Below are 22396 nucleotides of genomic sequence, written 5' to 3' on the forward strand. Positions count from 1 at the left end.
ATTGGGACGCGGCTTCCTTCACTTGTGGCAGACGGCGCAGGAGCCGTTGCCGTCCTCGACCCCGTAGATGTCGTCGATATCATCCGAGCAGGCCTTTACAGGCCGCAGCGGATTGATGGGGATGGCCTTGCGCATGCGGGCGCGGCGGCTCTCATATTCCGCTTCGATCTCCGCAATGCGTTCAGGCTGCTCCATATCTACCAGCGATTCGCCCTTCGACCAAGTGAAGGGGGAGCCATGCTCCAACGCGTCCTTCTCCAACGCCTTGGCATCTTCATATGCCTGCGGATGGCGCTCTCTCAGGCGCACCCACTCGATCTTCTGCTGGAAGAAGCAGAAGGTGCAGCCGCTGCGCGATCGCCACTCGTAATACTTGGGATAGCCGACGCCGGAGTTCTCCAAGATGTCGATGACGCCTGCCTTGTCGATGCCCGCCTCGCGGAAGGGGAGCTTCACGAACAGGTTGTCGGCCTTGGTCGAGTAGCCATCGCGGTAGTCCTCATCGGCGCGGATGGCCACATAGGACGTGACCTTGTCACCGTTCGCGAGCATCGGCCTGACCCAGTTCTCGAACGGGGCCAGCTTTAGCTTGCGGGTGCACCAGCGGGTGCTGGGATTGGGCAGGAAGTGGTTGTATTGGCGAAGCCAGAAGCTGAAATCGCGGTCAGGGTTCAACCGAAGGATCGTCTTGCCAAGCTTTCCCTCAAGCTTACCCAGGAACTCGTAGACCTCGGGCAGCTCTTCGCCTGTGTCGGTATAGAAGTATTCGATGTTGAGCTCGGGATGGCGCTCGCGCATATAGACGGCCAGAGCCGCGCTGTCCTTTCCTCCAGAGATCCCCAGGACGTGCCGCTCAGCCATTGGCTGCCTCCTTGTCGATAGACGCCAGTTTCATTCCAGCCTTGGCCAGGATCGCCAACACGACGTCCGTTCCCAAACCTTGGCCTTCCAACATGGAGACGACCTCGAGGACCTTGGCCTCCACGGTCTTGCGATGGCGGTCGGAAATAGCGAACGAGTGCGAGATCGTCTTGGTGTCTGCGCCCGCGCCGATGACCACGGCGATGGCTTCGCTGTGAGCCTTGCGCCCTTGCACGGCGGCGAACGCCTCGGATTCGCGGAAGCGGCGCGCTAACTTCGCCAGTTCCAAGATTGCGACGTCGATGTGCCGATCCACCCAATCGCGGGGCGGCTTCTCCGCTGCCAGGCTCAGGATGCCTTCGAGCGATGCTCTCGACCCGTCGTAGTTGACCAAACGCGTAGCGAAGCCATCAATTTGGAAGTCCCCCGAGATGCCGGAGACGGACTTCGCACGCTCGTGCAAGCTTTCCAAATCGTCGCGGCTCGCGTCCAAAGCGGCGAGCATCTTGGCTTCGACCTCAGCAAGCATCTTTCCGTAGGCGCTGGCGAGTTCTTGCAGCGGCGCGCGCAGCGCCTTCACATAAGCCTTGCCGTCGGATGCGCCCAGGAGCGATGCCAGATCGACGAACAGTACCTTGTGTGGGTCGCTGGCCTTCAAAAGCATGTCGCGCATGTCACGGGCTGTTTGTCCAAGCCGCGAGGTGCGCCGGGCCCATTCGGGCAGGTTGAAGACCATAGCCACTAGGCCGCGGGCGGCCTCGAGCGGGTCGGCCGCGCCGGCGTTTTCGCCGATCTCGGCCAACAGCTTGGAAATGCCTTTGAGGATCCGGTTCTTGTCCTCGTCGATAGCCACCCAGCGCAGCGAAAAGCGATCGGGGTCTTGCAGGCACTCGTCGATGTCGAAGTCGGTGAGCCGGGGTACGAACATCCCATCCTTGTAGACGGCGATGTTGGCCTTGTGGGCCAGCAGGAAAGTGGTGAGGAACACAGGCTGGATGCCCAACTTCATGCCGAACGGCGGTGCGCTCCACAGTTTGTAGATCTCGTGCGCGCCCACGCGGGCGTCCGCGTCAGAGAAGAGGGCTCGCGTGGCGCTCCAGAGATTTTGGAAGCCTTCGGCGAACCCATCGTCAGGCGGCATGCAGCGCCAGGCCCCAGAGGCGTCTTGGCGATGCAGCCCCGTACGCTTGAGCAGCGTCTCATAGAGGCCGCGCTCGGCCGGGAAGCCCTCGAATCCCAATGCCTCTTGGCCTTCTGCATTGATCATCGCGTGCAACAGGTCGCGACGCGCCTTCACGCTGTTGCTCGACACGCTGTCGCGGTTAACTAGCTCGCTCCACACCGGAGGCGAATCACCGAACATGTCTTCGGCCAGGCTCGACGCAACCGGTGAGAGCTTGGAGCCTGGCTCGACGATTTGCTCGGTTCCGTCGTGCCACTTTGCCAGCGACACCGCGGCTTGCAGTTGGTCCTCCAAGTCGGCGCGGGTGGCGGCTAGGCGCGCGTAGACTTCGCGGCGTGCGACGGCGTCGCCTGAGAGCTCGTGGCGATCTTTGACTTGCTCCAAGGCGACCAGTTCCGACGAGAGCTCGGCGATGCGGGCGTGGTTTGCAGGAATGCCTACCATCACGGGCCATGGGCTCAACTTGGAGCATCCCTGTGCTCGTATCCGCGCGTCCCTGGGCTTCATGCCTTTACTAGGCAGCGCGAGGATGAAGGTCCCGAACTCGCCCTTCTTGGGTTGGTAGTTCGCGGCGATTTTCTCAGCCTGCTCGATGCTGCATAGCGAGAGCTCCATCCATCGCATGGAGCCGGTCTCGTGGTAGTGCCGCTTGGCCACGACCGGATGCAGACCCATGAGCTGCGCCAGGCGGCCGTAGTCGATGCCCGGAGAGGCGGCCAAGGTTTGGGCGATGGCCGCGTCGATGTCGAAGTCGCTGCCTTCGAAGACAGACCAGGCCCCGGTGTAATTCTTGTAGAGGGCGACTTTGAGATCGGAGAGCTTTTTGAGGGCAGCGTCCAGCTCCTCGCGCGTCTTGTCGTAGAATAGCGCGCCGATCACCGCGGCGTCGGCCGCCAGTCCCGAGCCATTGCGGAACATGTCTATGACCGCGATGTTTTTGATCAGCGAGACGAGCAACGCATCGCCCGTCTTGGCTTCGGCTCGCTCGACCGCCTCGACGGCTTGCGACCAGCGGTGGCCGTCCGGAGAGGCTAGGATCGCCGGCTCCAAGTTCGAGCGCAGGTAGTCCCAGTAGTCGCTTGGACGATACCAACTCGCGTCCTCGCGAAGTGTCGAGTTCAGATAAGAGCGGAAACCATGCGGCTCCACAGACGAGAGGAAACCGAAGGTGCTGCGCTCGTTCTGGCCGAACTGCCGCTTTGAGATCGGGCCCAGGAGCGCAGCCATCGCTGGATGCAGCGGCCAACAGGCTTCCAAGGCCTTGGCGAAGTCTTTCCCCACCGCAGGGCGGCGGGAGCGGATCGCTTCGGCTATGGCCTTGGACGCCTCGGGTATCCAGGGAGGGCTATCCTTTGCTTCGATCGCGCGACCGATGAGCTCGACGACCTCGTCGCTCGCGGCTACAAAGGGCAAGTCGATGTAGCGGCCTTGCACTTTGGCCCAATCGTCGCGGGTATCGATGCCTAAGCGGGCTGAATATTGCGCAAAGGACTGATGCAGCACGCCCACGACCACTAGGCGACCCTCGGAGCGCGCGGCGGCTTCGGCTAGCTCTTGGAAGAAGTAGACGTCGTCCCCGGAGCCCAGTGCGGAAGCCTCGAGGAACTTGCCCATCTCGTCGATAATGACCAGCGCGCCGTCATGGGGGCGACTTTTGGTCTCTTCGAGAAGCTCGGCGATCAGCGATTGCGCGTTGGGCTTGCTGCGACCATCGATATTGCGACCTTGCGCTCGCCGCAGAGACGCATGCAGCTCTGCTACCACGCTTCCGCGCCGGCCCACGGCCGGCACGAGCAGCCACCCCTTACGCACGGGGAAGGCCTTGTCAAAGGCAGGCTTGGAGTCCAGTCGCAATGCCTTGCGCGACTTGGTCCGCAGATTCTTGTCAGGGTGCAGCGCGCTCGCCAAGGCTACGGCAAGCGAACTCTTGCCACCGCCGAAGGGGCCAGTCCAGGTGAAGCAACGTTGGTTGGTGCCCGAGAGTTGCTTGCACATCCCATCGACCACAGCAGACGCGGTCGCGTGGCAGATGTAGCCGGAAAGGGCGTCGGCGCGGCCGATATCGGCATCGACGCGGATGGAGCGCTGGTACTGGCGCGATATTTGGACGATGTCCGACAGAGCCAGTTGCTTCTTGTCAGTCATAAGCGCGCCTGATCATGTTTTTTATGTCTTCCTTGGACAGATCCTTCCGGTGGACCTGCCGTAAACCGGCGGAGTCGGTCCACTCCAGCTTGCGCCTTGTGAAGTCCGAGAGAGCAATCAGTCGTTGGGCGATCGACTCCTCGTCTAGCTTAAAGACACGGCCAGGTGAACCTTCCGCGTAGGCGACGGTTTCGAAGGCCAGCGAGCTTTGGCCATCGGCCTCGCGGTTCCAGAAGTCGACGAGGGCATACGCGAAGATGCCATCATGCAGCGAAGCCTTCGGGCCACGGCGGAAGGCATATTGTCCTTTATGGACCTCTTGCAGTAGTCCCAACTCGCCAAGCAGCGGCTCGGCGAAGTCCTCGGGCGAGCCGCCGACTACACGGGGAGCATAGCTGCGCAGGCACGTCTCCAAGTCTCGGGAGATCGTCGAGACTGAGAGGCGGTGCTTCGGATCGAGTTCGCGAGCGTATCGCTCCAGAGGCTCTTCGAGCTCTTGGCGGGTGAAAGTCGGCGCCGTCACATTGTTGAACAACCAGTACCACGTCGTCGAACGGAAGCAGCGGCCAGCAAGCTGCCAATGGGCAAGCCATGCCGTGGATGGACTCTCTGCATAGGGATCAAGACCGCCATCCTGCAGGATCTCACTAGCAAGCTTCCCAATACGAAAGTTGCCCTGTTCTTCATACAGGACGCCACAGGCTAGAGCCCAATGCCGGATGGAGGCAACCATGTTCTTGCCTACCCCAAAAGTAGCAATGGCATCGTCGCCCGTAAACGTTGCCTTCGGGATACTGCCACCTGCAACAGCTTGATCGTAGGCCTTTTTTAGCCACATCTGACGCAGGGGGAAGGTCTCGTGCCCCGAGAAATGGGCAGGAATCGAGGCTGATGTTGCGCGGTGGCGAGTCATGGACACATTCTATGCCCGACTGGAGGAGTTCACCAGTCCGAAACCGACCTCGCGGGCGGTAGAGACGTGCGCCCTATCCAAGCCTGCTCATACAGGCTGCAGCGTCAGCCAATATTCGTGCCGCTTCGTAGGCCTCAGACGTGGTCGATTGGCGACCAAACCCGATGCGAACGACCTCCCGGGCCTCGTCGTCGGAGAACCCCGAGGCTTGCAGAACGTGTGAGCGATGAATGGAACCCGATGTGCAGGCAGAGCCGCTTGAAATGCTCAACTTGGGACTTGCGCGCATGACGAGGTCATCAGCATCGACCCCTATGAAGCGAATGCTTCTCAAGCCAGGAAGGTTTGGGCCGCCGCAATCGAACTTTTTGAAGTTAGCCCCGAACTCGTTGAGAAAATTACAGAACGAATCCGCAAGGACTTCGGTGTGCAGCGCATCGCGCTCCATGCTGTTTGCGACTATTTCGCACGCTTTTCCGAAGCCAGCTATCAGAAACACAGGTAGAGTTCCTGGGCGAAGGCCAGATTGTTGCCCTCCCCCAAAAAGTAGAGGTTGCATTAGTTTCCTGACTCGTGGCGAGATATAGAGAGCTCCAATTCCGGAGGGGCCATACATTTTGTGGGATGAAAGGCTTAATAAATCGACTCCCATTGCAGCAACGTCAATCCTTAGTCTTCCCGCCGTTTGCGCAGCATCGACATGCAAAATTCCATTTTTTGATGTCAATAAATTTGAAATTTCCTCAATTGGTTGTATGGTCCCTATCTCGTTGTTGGCATGCATCACGGAAGCTAAATTAAGATCAAAGCGACCAAACTCAAGTATCTTCGTTGCAGCCTCCACTTCGACGCGGCCGTGCCTGTCGACAGGAATGGTCTCCACTGAAACGCCGCGTGTGCCTAGATGCGTCCCTACCTCAATAACGGCCTTGTGTTCAATTGAGGAATGCAAAAGTCTTGAGCCATTCGGATTCTGAGAAAGTACGCCTTGCAACGCGAGGTTGTTCGACTCCGTAGCCCCTGACGTGATAACCAGCTCACTCGGGGATGCTCCAATCAGGCTCGCGATAGCCTGCAGAGCAGTGTCGACCGCCTTGGCGGCTCGCTGGCCAGCCAGGTGCCCGGCATGAGGATTGGCATGGGTAGCTCCAAGCCAGGGAAGCATGGCTTCGACAACCACGGGATCGGGTTGCGTTGAGGCATTACAGTCCAAGTAAATCGGAGGCTTCATTAGCGGACCTGGCAACTACGGGGAAGAGACGAACTTCGCACGCGATACCTTGCCACATTTGGCATAGGCCGTTGCAATGAAGGCCGTCACTACGTCGCCCGCCTGCCAGTCGTAGCGCTGCCAGTGGATCATACTGCTCCCCTATGCCGGTCTCGCGCCCCCTCAATGCGCAACCTGTCCAGATAGTCGGCCCACGCCTGCATCATCTTTTTGCGCTCTGACAGATGTGCGGTGCGATTGTAGGCACGTCCCAGCGGGTCGCGCACGGCATGCGCAAGTTGGTGCTCGATATAGTCGGGGCGGAAGCCCAGCACCTCATCCAGGACGGTGCGCGCCATCGCGCGAAAGCCGTGACCGACGATGGTCTCGCCGTCGAATCCCAGGTTGCGCAGGGCGGCGTTGATTGTGTTCTCGCTCATCGGCCTGTCTGAACTGCGAACGCCAGGGAACACGTAGTCGCTGCGCTTGGTGAGCGGCCATAGGTCCTGCAGCACGGTCACAGCCTGGCTGGACAGTGGAACGATATGCGGGGTCTTGGTCTTGCTGGTGACGTAGCGCCACTCGGCGGCATCCATGTCGATGTCGGCCCACTTGGCATGCCGCAGCTCGCCGGGGCGCACGAAGAGCATGGGAGAAAGCTTGAGGGCTGCCTGCGTCACCGCAGCGCCTTGGTAGGCCCACAGTGCGCGCAGCAGGTCGCCAATCTGCTCGGGGTCCGTGAGGCTGGCGAAGTGCCTGGTCTGAGGCTGCTCCAGGGCACCCGCCAGGTTGTCGGCCGGGTTCCTTTCGGCGCGGCCCGTGGCGATGGCGTAGCGGAACACTCGGCCGGCATGGGCACGGGCCCGATGAGCAGTCTCAATGATGCCCCGCTGCTCCAGCTTCCGCAGGGCAGCCAGCAGGATGGGTGCGCTCACATCGGTGATGGGCATGTCGGCAATGGACGCCAGATCTTTCTCGATCAGCCGGCGCTCGCGCTTGACCGAGCCGGGACTCAGGCCCTCCTTCGCGCGCTTGGTCAGCAGCTCCAGTCCAATGGCGCCGAACGTGGTGTTCATGCGCTCGGCCTGGACGGCTCGCTCGACGCGCGCGACATGGGCCGGGTTGGCTCCACCCTTCAGCAGCACGCGCAGCTTGTCGCGCTCCGCGCGTGCCTGCATCAGTGACATGGCCGGGTATTCGTCGATGGTCACGATGCTTGGCTTGCCGGCATAGCGATAGCGGTAGCGCCACACTTTTGAGCCGGTGGGACGCACCTCTATGCACAGGCCATTCGAGTCGGCCACTCGAAAGGCTGTCTCTCTAGGTTTCAGTGCGCGAAGCTTGGCATCCGTGAGCATGTGAGTCAGCTGGTTGTGAGTCGGATTGACCCATTGTCGCTCCACGACTCACAGCGTGACTCACTTTATTGCCGGATGCAACTGGACATCACTGGACTTCAGCGGACTGAAAATAGCCATTTTTAGGTAATTTCCTGCGAACTTTGGACTAATCCGGACACCCCTGGACTGCTTTTTGGTGGGCCCACCAGGATTCGAACCTGGAACCAAAGGATTATGAGTCCTCTGCTCTAACCGTTGAGCTATAGGCCCGGACGCGTCCGGAGCGGGCGGGCGATGCGTCGGCCGCCGGCTTGGCGCCTCTGGCGTGCATACAGAGGAAGGCGCCGAGGCGGGCGTGAGTTTACCGGTCGGGGTGGTGGGCTGTCTGCCTGGGGTGGTAGACGGGGCCGAGAATTGCTCTCGGCCTGGGGGCTCAGCGCGTTGGGCGCCAAGGGCTGCACCTGATCGGCGCGCATCCTTGGCATCTCGGGTGGTTGCGGCGCAGGTACTGACAGCGGGTCGAGAAAGCGTCGGGACTGAAGTCCCTCCCACAACGGCTTGCTTCTCTCCGAACAGCCGGTTCGTTCCGCCCTCTAGCCGCGGCCCCTTCGCTTTCTCGCCCTACTCCTCCACTCCGAGCACCAGCACCGCCAGCGGCGGGATGGTCAACGCCAGCGACGCCGGATGCCCATGCGTGCCGATGTTCTCGGCACGCACGCTGCCACCGTTGCCGGTGTTGCTGCCGCCGTAGATCTCGCTGTCGGAGTTCAGCAGTTCGCGCCATCGGCCGGCGCGGGGCACGCCGATGCGGTAGCCGTGGTGCACCTGCGGGGTGAGGTTGGCGACCACCAGCAGCGGGGTGTCGCCGCTGCGGGCCTTGCGCAGGTAGGCAAACAGGCTGTTGCCGGCGTCGTCGCCGATAACCCAGGCGAAGCCTTCCGGCTCGTCGTCGCGGGCGTGCAGCGCCGGGTGCTCGGCGTAGAGGCGGTTGAGGTCGCGGACCAGGCGCTGGATGCCGCGGTGATTCGGTTGGTCGAGCAGGTGCCAGGGCAGCGCGGCGTCGTGGTTCCACTCGGTGGGCTGGGCGATTTCGCAGCCCATGAACAGCAGTTTGCGCCCGGGGTGGGTGTACATGTAGCCGAGGTAGGCACGCAGGTTGGCGAAGCGCTGCCAGTCGTCGCCGGGCATGCGGCCAAGCAGGGAGCGCTTGCCGTGCACCACTTCGTCGTGGGAGATCGGCAGCATGAAGCGCTCGGAATACGCGTAGACCATGCTGAAGGTCATCTCGCCATGGTGGTAGCGGCGGTAGATCGGGTCCAGTTCGATGTAGTGCAGGCTGTCGTGCATCCAGCCCATGTTCCACTTGTAGTTGAAGCCCAATCCGCCGTGGGCGAGGTCGGCGGTGACGCCGGGCCAGGCGGTGGATTCTTCGGCGATGGTCATGGCGCCGGGCGCCTGGTCGGCCACGACCTGGTTGAGCCGGCGCAGGAAGGCGATGGTCTCGTAGTTCTCGCGGCCGCCGTGGATGTTGGGCACCCACTCGCCGGCGTTGCGGCTGTAGTCGCGGTAGAGCATGGAGGCGACGGCGTCCACGCGCAGGCCGTCGACGTGGTAGCGCTGCAGGAACTCCAGGGCGCTGGCGATCAGGAAGCCGGAGACTTCGCGACGGCCGTGGTTGTAGATGAGGGTGTTCCAGTCGCGATGGAAACCTTCGCGCGGGTCGGCGTGTTCGTACAATGCGGTGCCGTCGAAGTGGGCCAGGCCGTGCGCGTCGGTGGGGAAATGCGCCGGCACCCAGTCGACGATGACGCCGATGTCCTCGCGGTGGCAGCGGTCGACGAAGCGGGCGAAGCCTTCCGGGCTGCCGAAGCGGGCGGTGGGCGCGAACAGGCCCAGCGGCTGGTAGCCCCAGGAGCCGCCGAACGGATGCTCGGTGACCGGCAGCAGTTCGATGTGGGTGAAGCCCATGTCGGCCACGTACGGAATCAGCCGCTCGGCCAGTGCGTCCCAGTCCAGCATGCTGCCATCGGCGGCGTGCATCCACGAGCCGGCATGCACTTCGTACACGCTGATCGGCGCCTGCGGGGCGTGGCGGCGCGCGCGTGTGGCCATCCAGGCGTCGTCGCGCCACTGGAACGGCGCGGGGTCGGCGACGATGGAGGCGGTGCCGGGCGCCAGTTCGGCCTGGCGCGCGACCGGGTCGGCCTTGGCCGGCAGGTCTTCGCCTCGCGGGCCGCGCAGGGCGAACTTGTAGCGGGCGCCGGGGCCGACGCCAGGCACGAACAGTTCCCACACGCCGGCCTGGTGGCGCAGGCGCATCGGGTGGCGGCGCGCGTCCCAGCTGTTGAAGTCGCCGATCACCGCCACCCGCGAGGCATTGGGCGCCCACACCGCGAAGCGGGTACCGCGCTCGCCGTCGACCTCCACCACGTTCGCGCCGAGCGCGTCGGCCAGGTGCAGGTGATGGCCTTCGCCGATCAGGTGCAGGTCGAAGTCGCTGAGCTGCGGGCCGAAGGCGTAGGCGTCGGCGGTGTCCTGCTCGCCGCCGGGCCAGCGGATGCGCAGGCGGTAACGGCCCTCGTGCGGCAATTCGGTATGGAAGAAGCCCTCCGGCCCCTGCTGCAGCGGCACTTCGCTGCCGTCCTCCAGCACCGCCAGCACCGCATCGGCGCCCGGCTGGTAGCTGCGCAGCACCCGCGCGTTGCCGAGGCGATGCACGCCCAGCACCGCGAACGGGTCGCCATGGCGTGCGGTGGCGAAGGCACGTTGCGTCGCGTCGTCCCAGACGTGGACGGCATCACTCATCGAATCGACTCCTGGGGCGCGGGAAAGCGGTCGAGTATGCGCAACAGTCCCTGTATGGGCACCATGATCCATGCCGGGCGGTTGGCGGCCTCGTAGCGAATTTCATAGCAGGCCTTCTCGATCAGGAACAACAAGGTGGTGGCCTCGAACGCGGCCGGCGCCACCCACGGATGCGGGCTGGCATCGAGTACGGCGCGGTAGGCGGCTAGGAACGCGGCGCTGGCGCGGCTGCGGAACGCGGCCAGGAACGCTTCCTGCGCGGTGTCCAGGCCGGCGCCCACGCGTGCCGCGGTGCCTTCCTCGCCGCGTGCGGAGACTTCGCTGGCGTAGTCGAGCGAGCGCAGGAAACCGGCGACGTCGTGCAACGGACTGGCCTTGGCGCGTCGTTCATCCAGCGACTTGGCCGGCTCGCCTTCGAAGTCGATCAGCACCACGTCGTCGAACGCGACCAGGATCTGGCCGAGGTGGAAATCGCCATGCACGCGGGTCAGCAGCGCGCCGGACAACAGCGACGGCGCCTGCTGCAGCCAGGCATCCAGGCGAGCGCGCTCGGCCAGCAGGCTGTCGACTGCGGCGTGTTCGGCAGGATCATCGTTGGCCTCGCGATGCGCCAGCAGCGTGTCCCACATTGCCTGCACCTCATGCGCCACGCCGTCCACCACCTGCTGCGCGGCGGCCGCGTCCACCGGTTGCGGTGCGAACGCCGGCGCGTCGGTGGGTTGCGCCAGCAAGGCATGCAGCTCCGCCAGGCGCCGCCCCACGATCGCCGCAAAGGCGTCGTAGCTGGCTACGATGTCCAGCCGCGTGGCATCGTCCTGCGCGGCGTCGTACTCCTCGGCACTGCGCGACAGGTGATCCAGGGTCCAGCGCCAGGCATCGCCCTGGTTGCGCACGAAGCCCTGCAGCAGGGCCAGCGTGGTCTCGCTGCCATCGGCCTCGACGCGGGCGACATGGCCCAGCAGCGGTGCGGCGTTGGCGTAGCCCAGCGTGGTGAGACGCTCGCCGATCTCGATCTCCGGGTTGATGCCGGCCGACACGCGCCGCAGTAGCTTGAACACCGCCGCATCGCCGACGATCAGCGAACTGTTGCTCTGCTCGGCCGACAGCCAGCGGATCTCCGGATCGGCCGGAATGTCCACGCGCTGCAATGCGGGCGTCGGGCAGAAGCGGATGCGTTCGGTGCCGGCATCATGGCCGGCCTCGCCATCTACCCGCAGTTCCGCCTTTTCGCGCAGCGCGGCGAGCATGCTCAGGGTGAAGGGCTTCAGCGCAAAGGCATCGGTGAGGTAGCCGACCTCGCGGCCATGGCGCACGCGCGCCAGCGCCAACTGCTCGGCCAGTACGCTGGGCTGCTCGCGCTCCCAGACGATGCCCAGCGGCAGGATGTAGCGCTCGTGCGCGCCGTCGTCCAGTTCCGCCTCGATTTCCAGCAGGGTCAGGCCGTCGCCGCCGGAAAGGGGCGTGCGCCGCGCGATGCGCACGCTGCGCAGCGCGCGATCCTTGGCCGCGAACCAGCGCCGCGTGGACAGCCATGCCGGCAGGATGTCGCGCTCCAGCGTCGGCAGGTGCGACTGCAGGCCGGCACTGTCGGTGCCGCCGCGCAGCACTAGGGTCTGGTAATCGGGCAGCGGCACCGGCGCCGGCACGTGCCAGTCCGGCAGCGTGGCATTCCCCACCAGTTGGAAGGCGTAGAAACCGAACGCCGGCACGGTGAGCAGATAGGTCAGCCGCCCGATCGGAGGGAAGCTGCCGCCGCCGAGGATGTCCACCGGCACCCGGCCCTCGAACTCGGACAGGTCCAGTTCCACCGCCTGCAGCGTGTGCGAGAGGTTTGCCACGCACAGCACGGTCTCGTCCTCGTGGCAGCGCAGGTAGGCAAGCAGGCGGCGGTTGCCCGGATACAGGAAGCGCAGCGTGCCGCGGCCGAAGGCGCGGTAGCGCTTGCGCACCGACAGCACGCGGCGGGTCCAGGTCAGCAGCGAATACTGGTCGCGCTGCTGCGCTTCCACGTTGACCGCCTGGAAGCCGTACAGCGGGTCCATGATCGGCGGCAGCACCAGCGCGGCGGGATCGGCGCGCGAGAAGCCACCGTTGCGGTCGATCGACCATTGCATCGGCGTGCGTACGCCGTCGCGGTCGCCAAGATGGATGTTGTCGCCCATGCCGATCTCGTCGCCGTAGTACAGCACCGGCGTGCCGGGCATGGTCAGCAGCAGCGAGGTCATCAGTTCGATGCGGCGGCGGTCGCGCTCCAGCAGCGGCGCCAGGCGCCGGCGGATGCCCAGGTTGATGCGTGCGCGGCGGTCGGCGGCGTAGGTCTGCCACAGGTAGTCGCGCTCGGAGTCGGTGACCATCTCCAGGGTCAACTCGTCGTGGTTGCGCAGGAAGATCGCCCACTGGCAACTCTCCGGGATCTCCGGGGTCTGGCGCATGATGTCGGTGATCGGGAAGCGGTCTTCGCGCGCGATCGCCATGTACATGCGCGGCATCAGCGGGAAGTGGAACGCCATGTGGCATTCGTCGGCGTTCTCGCCGAAGTACTGCTGGGTGTCTTCCGGCCACATGTTGGCCTCGGCCAGCAGCATGCGGTCCGGGTATTCGGCATCGAGCGTGGCGCGGATGCGGCGCAGGATGGCGTGGGTCTCGGGCAGGTTCTCGTTGGAGGTGCCATCGCGCTCGATCAGGTACGGCACCGCGTCCAGGCGCAGTCCGTCCACGCCCAGGTCCAGCCAGAAGCGCATCACTTCCAGCACCGCTTCCAGCACGGCCGGGTTATCGAAGTTCAGGTCGGGCTGGTGCGAGTAGAACCGGTGCCAGAAGTATTGGCCGGCCTCCGGGTCCCAGGTCCAGTTGGACTTCTCGGTGTCGCAGAAGATGATGCGGGTGCCGGCGTAGTCCTGGTCGCTGTCCGACCACACGTAGAACGCGCGCTCCGGCGAGCCGGCCGGGGCCATGCGCGCGCGCTGGAACCAGGGGTGCTGGTCGGAGGTGTGGTTGATCACCAGTTCGGTGACGATGCGGATGCCGCGCGCGTGCGCCTGTTCGACGAAGCGCTGGAAGTCGGCGATGCTGCCGTAGTCCGGATGCACCGCCATGTACTCGGCGATGTCGTAGCCGTCGTCGCGGCGCGGGCTGGGGTAGAACGGCAGCAGCCAGATCGTGTCCACGCCCAGGTCGGCGATGTAGTCGAGCTTGGAGATCAGCCCGGGGAAGTCGCCGATGCCGTCGTCGTTGGAGTCGAAGAACGACTTGACGTGCACCTGGTAGATGATCGCGTCCTTGTACCAGCGCGCATCGCCGGCCGGTGCGCGCGGCTCGAGGTGGGGGGACGACGGCGCGGCGACATTCATGCAGGAACTCCGGCGCGGATGCGCCACAGGGAGAACGGCCGCGACGGATCGAGGCGGATGTGTTGGGTCTTGCCGTGCCAGGCGAAGTCGTGGCCGTCCCACAGGTCGCGCACGGCGACGCTGGCGTGGTCGGGCAGGCCCAGTTCCCACAGCGGCACTTCGATCTGCGCGTTCTGCGCCGCATGCGGGTCCAGGCTCACCGCCACCAGCACCAGGCTGCGGCCGCGCGCCAGGTGCGCGGCATCGAGGAACTTGCCGAAGTACAGCACCTGGTCGTTGTGGGCGGTGTAGAAACGCGTGCCCAGGTGCGACTGCAGCTCCGGATGCTGGCGACGCAACAGGTTGAGGCGAGTGATCTCATCGACGATGTCGCCCGGCGCGCGTTCTGGCCACACGCGCACCTGATACTTCTCCGAGTCGAGGTATTCCTCCTTGCCCGGCAGCGGCGTGGCCTCACACAGTTCGAAACCCTGGTACATACCCCACAGCCCGGACAACGTGGTCGCCAGTGCGGCGCGGATCAGGTGCCCGCTGCGCCCGCTGTGTTGCAGGAACAACGGATTGATGTCCGGGGTGTTGACGAAGAAGTGCGGGCGGAAACATTCGCTGGGCACACCGCTGTTGAGCTCCTCGATGTAGGCCTGCAGCTCGGCCTTGTGCTGGCGCCAGGTGAAATAGGTGTAGGACTGCGAGAAGCCGACCTTGGCTAGCCGGTACATCGGCTTGGGCCGGGTGAAGGCCTCGGACAGGAACACCACGTCCGGATGGCGCCCACGCACCTCGGCGATCAGCCATTCCCAGAACGGGAACGGCTTGGTGTGCGGATTGTCGACGCGGAACAGGGTGACGCCTTCGTTGACCCAGAACAGCACCGCATCGCGCAGCGCGTTCCACAGCGCCGGCACTGCGCCGCTGGCGTAGAAGTCGACATTGACGATGTCCTGGTACTTTTTCGGCGGGTTCTCCGCGTAGGGGATGGAACCGTCTGCGCGCCAGGTGAACCAGTCCGGGTGATCGCGCAGCCAGGGGTGGTCCGGCGCGCATTGGATGGCGAAGTCCAGCGCCAGTTCCAGACCGTGCTCGGCCGCGGCCGCGCGCAGGCGGCGAAAACCCTCCAGCCCGCCCAGCTCCGGATGCACCTCGGTATGGCCGCCTTCGGCCGAGCCGATCGCATACGGGCTGCCGGGTTCGCCCGGCTCGGCGGTCACCGCGTTGTTACGGCCCTTGCGGTTCTTCTCGCCGATCGGATGGATCGGCGGCATGTACAGCACGTCGAAGCCCATCGCCTGGATGTGCGGCAGCCGCGCGATCACGTCGTCGAAGGTGCCGTGGCGCTGCGGATCGCCGCTCTGCGAGCGCGGGAACAGTTCGTACCAGCTGGCGAAGTGCGCGGCGCGGCGCTCGGCCTCGACGCGGAAGGTCATCGGGTATTCGGTTCGGAACGGCTTGGCGTCGGCGCGCGCCATCGCCTCGGCGGTGTCGGGTTCGAGCAGCAGTTGCGCCTTCTCGGCCAGGTCGTCGGTGCGGGCGATACGGGTGGCGATGGCTTTCAAGCGCGTCGCCAATGCGCCACGGCTGCGCCCGCGCGCCGCCTCGACCTGGGCCAGCGCCTCCTGCACGTCCACCGGCAACAAGGTGCCGGCGGCGCGCTTCTTTTCCAGGTCGGCATGGGTCGTGGCGTAGATGTCGCGCCAGGCCTCGATGCGGAATTCGTAACGGCCCAGCCGCTGCAGCGGGAACTCGCCGCGCCAGCGGTCGTTGCCGAGCGCGCGCATCGGCGCGCTGGACCAGGTACGCGCATCGGCAGCGCGCCACAACAGGGCGACGGCGATGCGGTCGTGGCCATCGCAGAACGCATCGGCTTCGACGCAGATCCGGTCGCCGACCGTGCGCTTGACCGGAAAGCGGCCGTCGTCCACCGACGGCGTCACCGCCTCGATGCACACCCGTGCCTCGCCGGCGGCGACCTCGGCCGGTGTGCGGGCGCGCGCCGCGGTCAGCACCGGGCGCGACGGCAGGCTGCGATAGATGCGCACCTCGCCCGCTTCCAGGGTGCCGCCCTGCTCGCCCTGGATCGGCTCGCCATGGTCGCTGAGCAGGCCCTCGCTATCGCCGAGCAGGCGCAGCAGCGCCGGGCCGGGTACCGGCAGCAGGTGGTCGCGGTCGCTGTTGAGCAGCACCAGCCACGGCGCGCCGTGCAGCGGCTCCACCGCCACCGCGGTCAGCGCGCCATCGCGCAGCAGTGGGCGCAAGCGCAGCGAAGCGCTGGCATCGGGCAGCGACGCTGCAGGTGTGGACACGTCGCGCTCGGATGTCACCTGCTGCGCATGCTCGGGCTGCTCGTGTTCCGTCTGGGTATCCTGCGCGGCGATCGCCCAGGCACCGCCGAACGCGGCAGCCAAGCGCTGCCGCTGCGCGCGCGGCAAGGGCAATGCGGAGGTCGGAGACGCGTCCGCATCGACGGTGGCGACCACGCGGCGCGCCAGCGCCCGCAGGGCGCTATCTTCGTCGAAGAACCAGTCGCCGCGACCGTCCCACCAGGCCAGCGAGGAGAACGCGGCATCGAAGCCGGCGCCGGCCAGGCCGCGCAAGGCATCCAGGCCCAATCCGGGCGTCCACGCCAGCAGCCGCGCCTGCGGCGCCTGTGCATGCACCTCGTCGATCAGGGTGCGCCACAGCGACGCCGGTACGCGCTGCGGCTGCAGTATGCGAAAGCCAGCAACTCCGCTGCGCAGCCAATCGACCAAGCGCCCGCTCCACCAATGCGCCAGCCCCGCCCCTTCTTCCGCCGAGGCGAAACGGCCCACCGCAATGTCTGGCGCAGCGCGTTCGGCGCGCGGGTCCGGCAGCGCCGAACTGCGCGCGCGGAACCAGTGCGGATGTTCCTGCAGCAGGCGGCTGCCGCCGCCGATCTCGTCGATGCGCAGATCCAGCACGACCCGCAGGCCGTGCTGCTCGGCACGCTGGATCCACTTGCGCACCTGTGCCTGACCTGCGGCGTCGTCGACAGCCGGGTCGTGCAGGCGCCCGTCCGCGTCCTGCGCGAACGGACTGGGTAAGACGATGTGATCGCAGCCCTGCGCTTGCGCCGCCGCCATGGCCGCCTCCAGCGCGGCCGCATCATGAAGGGGAAAAGGGGACAGCAGGCAGACATGCATTCGGAAGATCCCGTTCGACGAATGAGAAGGACACGTCGCCTCTACGCGCCGTTGCCGGCAGCGCCGATCGCGCCGTCGCATGGCAATGGCATCGGAACGGGATGGGCCTGCACGCCATCGCGCGTCAAGAACGCGCGATGGCGCCGGCGCACCCGGTCCGCGCGATGCGATGCAGCCGCGCCACAAGACCACGAACGCCGCAAATGGAATGTGTGGATGACATTAAATACGCGTGCATGGGATGCGACGCGGGGTGGCAGGGTGTGGCGGCGCACGCCGCGAGACGCCAGGCGCGATGCACGACACAGCAAACATTCACGCGGTGCTGACACTCACGCGTGCGTGCAGGCATCTGATCTGCAGCGAGCGTGGCACCGGTCGTGCGCAGATCCGCAGCGGTTCAGCCTCAAAGCGTCATGGACCTGTTTCCATCACGCACGCCGCGTGCCGCTTTCCCCGTAGGAGCGGCTTCAGCCGCGACCGGGCTTGATCGGGAACGCCTCGTCTCGGCTGAAGCCGCTCCTACAGGAGACGTCCCGCAGTCGTGGAGATGCCCTTCACTCGCTCATCGAATAGGCGCGCTCGGCACCCGCCGCCGCCCAGGCGGTGTTGGGCGTGGCCTGCAGGGTGAAGCGCAGTTCGCCGCCGGCCATGAGCTCCTCGTGGCGCAGGAACGCGCGGTTCAACGGGCGCCCGTTGAGGGTGACGCTGCCGACATAGGGATGCGCATCGTCCAGGCCGTCGGCGATCACCGTGAAGCGCTTGCCGTTGGGCAGCGCCAGGGTGGCGCGCGGCAGGAACGGGCGGCCAAGGATGTACTGATTGCTGGCCGGTGCCACCGGGTAGAAGCCCAGCGCGGTGAACACATACCAGGCCGACATCTGTCCCATGTCATCGTTGCCGGCCAGGCCGTCCGGGCGCGCCGCGTACTGGCTGCGCATGATCTGCTGCAGCCGCGCCTGGGTACGCCACGGCTGCCCGGCGTAGGCATACAGATAGGCGACGTGATGGCTGGGCTCGTTGCCGTGCGCGTACCAGCCGATCAGGCCGGTGATGTCCTCCATGTGCGCGAACACCTTGGGATCGACCTTGGCGTCGAACACCTGGTCCAGCCGCGCCAGCAGTTTGTCGTCGCCGCCATGCGCGCGAGCCAGGCCGGCCACGTCCTGCGGCACGTACCAGGAGTACTGCCAGGCGTTGCCTTCGGTGTAGTCGGTGCCGTAGCCGCTGGCGTCCGGATCGAACGGGGTGCGGAAGCTGCCGTCGCGCTTGCGCGCGCGCATGAAGCCGGTGTCCGGGTCGAAGGCGTTGCGCCAGTTGCCGGCGCGCTTGGCGAAAGCGGTAGCCACCTCGGTGCGACCCATGTCCTGCGCCATCTGCGCGATGGTCCAGTCGTCGAAGGCGTACTCCAGGGTTTTGGAGGCGGCCTCGCCTTCCTCGTCGATCGGCACGTAGCCGAGTTCGCGGTACTGGGCGATGCCGTCGTAGGGGCCGTAGTCGGCGCTGGCCACCATGGCCTTGAGCGCGGCGTCGGTGTCGTAGCCGCGGATGCTCTTCATGTACGCATCGGCGATCACCGGCACCGCGTGGTAGCCGATCATGCACCAGGTCTCCAGGCCGTGGAACGCCCACACCGGCAGCACGCCGTAGGGGCTTTCGCGCTGGTGCGCGAGCAGCGAGTTGACGATGTCGTTGGTGCGTTGCGGCGGCTGCACGATGGTCAGCAGCGGATGCAGCGCGCGGTAGGTGTCCCACAGCGAGAACGTCGAATAGTGGGTGTAGCCCTGCGCTTGGTGCACGGCGTTGTCCGGCCCGCGGTAGCGGCCGTCGCTGTCCATGAACAGGGTTGGGCCGAGCAGGCTGTGGTACAGCGCGGTGTAGAACTGAGTGCGCTGCGTCGGCGGCGCGTCCACCTCCACCGCGCCCAGCGCCTGCGCCCATTGCGCACGCGCGGCACGGCGCACGCCGTCGAAATCCCAGCCCGGCACCTCGGCGTCGAGATTGGCGATGGCGCTGTCCTCGCTGACCGGCGAGATCGCCACCTTGACCAGCAGCGGTCCGTGCAGGGCGTCGCCGAAGTCAAAGCTGCCCACCAGTTGCCGGCCTTCGATCTGCGCGCGCTGGGTGGGGTCGTTGTCGCCCGGCGGCGGGAAGCCCTTGTAGGGGATGTCCTGCTCGGTGTTGTGGAAGGCATGGCCGCGCACTGGCTGCGAAAAGCGCAGGGCGAAATACAACTGCCGCCCCGGCGCCCAGCCGCGCGTCTCACGGAAACCGGTGATGGTGCCGTCGGCGCGCAGGCGCAGCCGCGACCAGCTGATCTTGCCCGGGTAGTCGTACAGGCTGGTGCGCAGATCCAGCAATACGTGCGCCGGCTGCCCGGCCGGATAGGTGTAGCGGTGCACGCCGACGCGGGCGCTGGCGGTGAGTTCGGCGCGCACCTTGTAGTCGTCCAAGGTCACCGCGTAGTAGCCCGGCTCGGCACGCTCGTCGTCGTGGCGGAAGCGCGCGCTGTAGCCGCTGCCGGGTTTGTCCGGATCGCCACGCTCCAGCCGCACCGCGCCGCTGATCGGCATCAACAGCACGTCGCCCAGGTCGGAGTGGCCGGTGCCGGAGAAATGCGTGTGCGAGAAACCGACCAGGCTGCGGTCGTCGTAGCGGTAGCCGGCCGCCCAGCCGTAGGCGTCCTTGCGCGGCTGGATGCGCGTGTCCGGGCTCAGCTGGACCATGCCGAACGGCACCGTGGCGCCGGGATAGGTGTGGCCCTCGCCGCCGGTGCCGATGAAAGGATCCACCGCCGCCACCGCGCGCTCGCCCACCTTGGCGTCAGGTGCAGCGACGGCGGGCGCGATCGGCCACAGCACGGCCAGCAGCAGCGCGGCGGCGCCGCCCAGCTTCCTTGAGCTGCGCATGGCAGGCTCCCCGTATCGAATCGATCCAAACGGATAGCACAAAGCCACTGCAATGCCTTGCTGCACTGCAAAATGCGGATCGGATCACGACGGCGCAGGATGAGCGACCTTTTGAACCGGTCTAAACCACCGTGGCGCCGTCTCCCGCCGACAAACGCGTCACCGTGTCCGACATCGCCGCCGCCTGCAGCGTGTCGCGGGCGACCGTGTCGCTGGTGCTGCGCAACAGCCCGCTGGTGCACGCGGACACGCGCGCGCGGGTGGCGGCGGAAATCGCCCGCCAGGGCTATGTCTACCACCGCGGCGCGGCCAGCCTGCGCGGTCGCGCGTCCAATGCGGTGGCGCTGGTGGTCAACGACCTGGCCAATCCGTTCTTCGCCGAGTTCGCCGGCGGCGTCGACGCGGCGCTGGCCGAGGCCGGCTACGTGATGCTGATGGGCAGCACCGGCGAATCGCCGGAGCGCCAGCAGACCGTGCTGGCCTCGCTGATCGAGCACCACCCGGCGGCGATGATCCTTTCGCCCACCGAGAACACCGACGCGGCGCGGCTGCGCCAGTTGCTGGGGCCGCGCCTGCCGGTGCTGCTGTTCAACCGCGCGCTGGACGGCGACTGGCCGCTGCTGGCGCTGGACAACCGCCGCGGCGCGCGCCTGGCCACCGACCACCTGCTGGCGCAGGGTCACCGCGCCATCGCCTTCTTCGGCGGCCACCGCCAATCCAGCTCCTGCGCCGAGCGCCGCGCCGGCTACCGCGAGGCGCTGGCCGCCGCCGGCATCGCGGTCGACCCGGCGTGGCTGATCGAATGCGCGCCGACCCGGCTGGAAGCCGCACGCCAGGCCGGCGCGCTGTGCGCGCGCGACCCGCTGCCGACCGCGCTGGTCTGCTACAACGACGTGGTCGCCCTCGGCCTGGCCAGCGGCCTGGCCGAACGCGGCCGCATCGCCGGCCGCGACTACGCGCTGATCGGCTTCGACGACATCCCCGAAGCCGCCGTCGCCACCCCGCCGCTGTCCACCGTCGCCGTCGCCCCGCGCGAGCGCGGCATGCAGGCCGCGCGCCTGGTGCTGGACGCGCTGCGCCACCGCCAGGTGCTGCCTGCGCTTACCATCGCCCCCGCCCGGCTGTGCCTGCGCGCCAGCAGCCGGGTCGCCCTCTCGCCCGTTCCCGGAGTCGCTGCATGAGCCGTCGCCCGCTGTCCAACACCGCCGCCATCGCGGTGGTCAGCATGATCTTCTTCACCTGGGGCGGCCTGACCAGCCTCAACGACGTGTTGATCCCGCATCTGAAAGCCGTGTTCCAGATGAACTACGCGCAGTCGATGCTGATCCAGTTCACCTTCTTCGGCGCCTACTTCCTGATGTCGGTGCCGGCCGGCGCGGTGGTGTCGCGGGTCGGCTACAAGGCCAGCATCGTCATCGGCCTGGTGGTGGCGGCGATCGGCGCGGCGATGTTCTACCCGGCCGCGCGCCTGCCCTCCTACCCGCTGTTCCTGACCGCGCTGTTCGTGCTGGCCAGCGGCATCACCCTGCTGCAGGTTGCGGCCAACCCGTACATCAGCCTGATCGGCGCACCGGAGAAGGCGCCGAGCCGGCTCAACTTCGCGCAGGCGCTGAACTCGCTGGGCACCACCGTGTTCCCGTGGCTGATCGGCCCGCTGATCCTGGCCGGCGCGGTGCTCGGCGCCGACCAGCTGGCGGCGATGAATCCCGCGCAGTTGTCCGCGTACCGGATCGAGCAGGCGCGCTCGGTGGAAATCCCCTACCTGATGCTGGCCGGCGGCCTGCTGTTGCTGGCGGTGTTCGTGCTGGTGATGCGGGTGCCGTCGCTGCGCGAGGACAACGACGCCAGCTCCGAATCGCACCACAGCTTCGCCGACGCGCTGCGCCACCCGCACCTGCTGTGGGGCGTGGTGGCGATCTTCATGTACGTGGGCGCGGAAGTGTCGATCGGCAGCTTCCTGATCAACTACATCTCCGGCCCCACCACCGGCGGCCTGACCGAAGCCGATGCCAGCCACTATCTGCCGTTCTACTGGGGCGGCGCGATGGTCGGTCGCTTCGCCGGCGCGGCGCTGCTGCAGTTCGTCCCGGCGCGCAAGCTGCTGGCGACCTTCGCCGGCATCGCCTCGCTGCTGCTGATCGCCACCATGCTCAGTACCGGGCATGTGGCGATGTGGAGCGTGATCGCGATCGGCCTGTTCAACTCGATCATGTTCCCGACCATCTTCACCGTGGCCATCGAGCGCCTGGGCGTGCTCACCAGCAAGGCCTCCAGCCTGCTGATCATGGGCATCGTCGGCGGCGCCCTGGTGCCGCTGGCGCAGGGCGCGCTGGCCGACGCCATCGGCATCCAGCACGCCTTCGTGATCCCGCTGCTGTGCTACGCCTACATCGTCTGGTACGGCCTGCGCGGTTCGCGCCTGTCGCCGGAGCTGGCGGCGGCCGCGCCCACCACCGCGCCGACCGCGCGCGTGATGCATTGATCCGTTGATCCACTCCCGGCGCGGCGGCCCGCACGCCGCC

The 22396-nt window shown here is 66.3% G+C and carries 11 protein-coding genes and 1 tRNA gene; 2 read left to right on the forward strand and 10 right to left on the reverse strand.

Features of this window, described 5'->3' with window-relative positions; translation table 11 throughout:
- Positions 1–18: 18 nt before the first annotated feature.
- From ACP93_RS11430 to ACP93_RS11470, 10 genes are all read right to left on the reverse strand, one after another.
- Entirely contained in the window at positions 19–861 is an 843-nt protein-coding gene (locus ACP93_RS11430; protein ID WP_048490817.1) for a phosphoadenosine phosphosulfate reductase domain-containing protein, read from the reverse strand.
- Positions 854–4189 carry an ATP-binding protein gene (locus tag ACP93_RS11435; RefSeq protein WP_048490818.1) on the reverse strand — a complete coding sequence of 1112 codons (3336 nt, stop codon included), beginning with the start codon at positions 4187–4189 and terminating at the stop codon, positions 854–856. The genes ACP93_RS11430 and ACP93_RS11435 overlap by 8 nt, the downstream gene beginning before the upstream one ends.
- Positions 4182–5102, reverse strand: a complete 921-nt coding sequence (locus ACP93_RS11440) for a DUF4007 family protein (protein WP_082143443.1) — start codon at positions 5100–5102, stop codon at positions 4182–4184. The genes ACP93_RS11435 and ACP93_RS11440 overlap by 8 nt, the downstream gene beginning before the upstream one ends.
- A gap of 73 nt (positions 5103–5175) precedes the next feature.
- On the reverse strand, positions 5176–6333 hold the full coding sequence (locus ACP93_RS21160; RefSeq protein ID WP_082143440.1) for a cysteine desulfurase family protein: 1158 nt from the start codon (positions 6331–6333) through the stop codon (positions 5176–5178).
- A 128-nt stretch (positions 6334–6461) separates the two neighbouring features.
- The gene (locus ACP93_RS11445; RefSeq protein ID WP_048490820.1) at positions 6462–7670 is read right to left on the reverse strand and encodes a tyrosine-type recombinase/integrase; all 1209 of its coding nucleotides are present in this window, start codon (positions 7668–7670) and stop codon (positions 6462–6464) included.
- Positions 7671–7846: 176 nt separating this feature from the next.
- Positions 7847–7922 (reverse strand) — tRNA-Ile (locus ACP93_RS11450).
- A 351-nt stretch (positions 7923–8273) separates the two neighbouring features.
- A complete protein-coding gene (glgB, locus tag ACP93_RS11455; RefSeq protein WP_048490821.1) occupies positions 8274–10457 on the reverse strand; it encodes a 1,4-alpha-glucan branching protein GlgB in 2184 nt (727 codons plus the stop codon).
- Entirely contained in the window at positions 10454–13807 is a 3354-nt protein-coding gene (gene treS / locus ACP93_RS11460) for a maltose alpha-D-glucosyltransferase (RefSeq protein WP_048490822.1), read from the reverse strand. Before treS ends, glgB begins: the two co-directional genes overlap by 4 nt.
- On the reverse strand, positions 13804–16965 hold the full coding sequence (locus tag ACP93_RS11465; RefSeq protein ID WP_048490823.1) for an alpha-1,4-glucan--maltose-1-phosphate maltosyltransferase: 3162 nt from the start codon (positions 16963–16965) through the stop codon (positions 13804–13806). Before ACP93_RS11465 ends, treS begins: the two co-directional genes overlap by 4 nt.
- A gap of 557 nt (positions 16966–17522) precedes the next feature.
- On the reverse strand, positions 17523–19874 hold the full coding sequence (locus ACP93_RS11470) for a GH92 family glycosyl hydrolase (protein WP_048490824.1): 2352 nt from the start codon (positions 19872–19874) through the stop codon (positions 17523–17525).
- A 131-nt stretch (positions 19875–20005) separates the two neighbouring features.
- Here ACP93_RS11470 and ACP93_RS11475 point away from each other — a divergent pair, with 131 nt between their 5' ends.
- Both ACP93_RS11475 and ACP93_RS11480 read left to right on the forward strand, forming a co-directional pair.
- Positions 20006–21055, forward strand: a complete 1050-nt coding sequence (locus ACP93_RS11475) for a LacI family DNA-binding transcriptional regulator (RefSeq protein ID WP_048490825.1) — start codon at positions 20006–20008, stop codon at positions 21053–21055.
- Positions 21052–22356 (forward strand): sugar MFS transporter, encoded by a 1305-nt coding sequence (locus ACP93_RS11480; protein WP_048490826.1) that lies wholly within the window; start codon positions 21052–21054, stop codon positions 22354–22356. Before ACP93_RS11475 ends, ACP93_RS11480 begins: the two co-directional genes overlap by 4 nt.
- The last annotated feature ends 40 nt before the right edge of the window (positions 22357–22396 follow it).

The sequence above is a fragment of the Xanthomonas sp. NCPPB 1128 genome (assembly GCF_001043115.1).
Taxonomy (GTDB): domain Bacteria; phylum Pseudomonadota; class Gammaproteobacteria; order Xanthomonadales; family Xanthomonadaceae; genus Xanthomonas_A.

Bases quoted from the DNA above. Each gene is read 5' to 3' on its own strand.
- ACP93_RS11430 (WP_048490817.1), bottom strand. From the start codon at position 861: ATGGCTGAGCGGCACGTCCTGGGGATCTCTGGAGGAAAGGACAGCGCG.
- ACP93_RS11435 (WP_048490818.1), bottom strand. From the start codon at position 4,189: ATGACTGACAAGAAGCAACTGGCTCTGTCGGACATCGTCCAAATATCG.
- ACP93_RS11440 (WP_082143443.1), bottom strand. From the start codon at position 5,102: ATGACTCGCCACCGCGCAACATCAGCCTCGATTCCTGCCCATTTCTCG.
- ACP93_RS21160 (WP_082143440.1), bottom strand. From the start codon at position 6,333: ATGAAGCCTCCGATTTACTTGGACTGTAATGCCTCAACGCAACCCGAT.
- ACP93_RS11445 (WP_048490820.1), bottom strand. From the start codon at position 7,670: ATGCTCACGGATGCCAAGCTTCGCGCACTGAAACCTAGAGAGACAGCC.
- glgB (WP_048490821.1), bottom strand. From the start codon at position 10,457: ATGAGTGATGCCGTCCACGTCTGGGACGACGCGACGCAACGTGCCTTC.
- treS (WP_048490822.1), bottom strand. From the start codon at position 13,807: ATGAATGTCGCCGCGCCGTCGTCCCCCCACCTCGAGCCGCGCGCACCG.
- ACP93_RS11465 (WP_048490823.1), bottom strand. From the start codon at position 16,965: ATGCATGTCTGCCTGCTGTCCCCTTTTCCCCTTCATGATGCGGCCGCG.
- ACP93_RS11470 (WP_048490824.1), bottom strand. From the start codon at position 19,874: ATGCGCAGCTCAAGGAAGCTGGGCGGCGCCGCCGCGCTGCTGCTGGCC.
- ACP93_RS11480 (WP_048490826.1), top strand. From the start codon at position 21,052: ATGAGCCGTCGCCCGCTGTCCAACACCGCCGCCATCGCGGTGGTCAGC.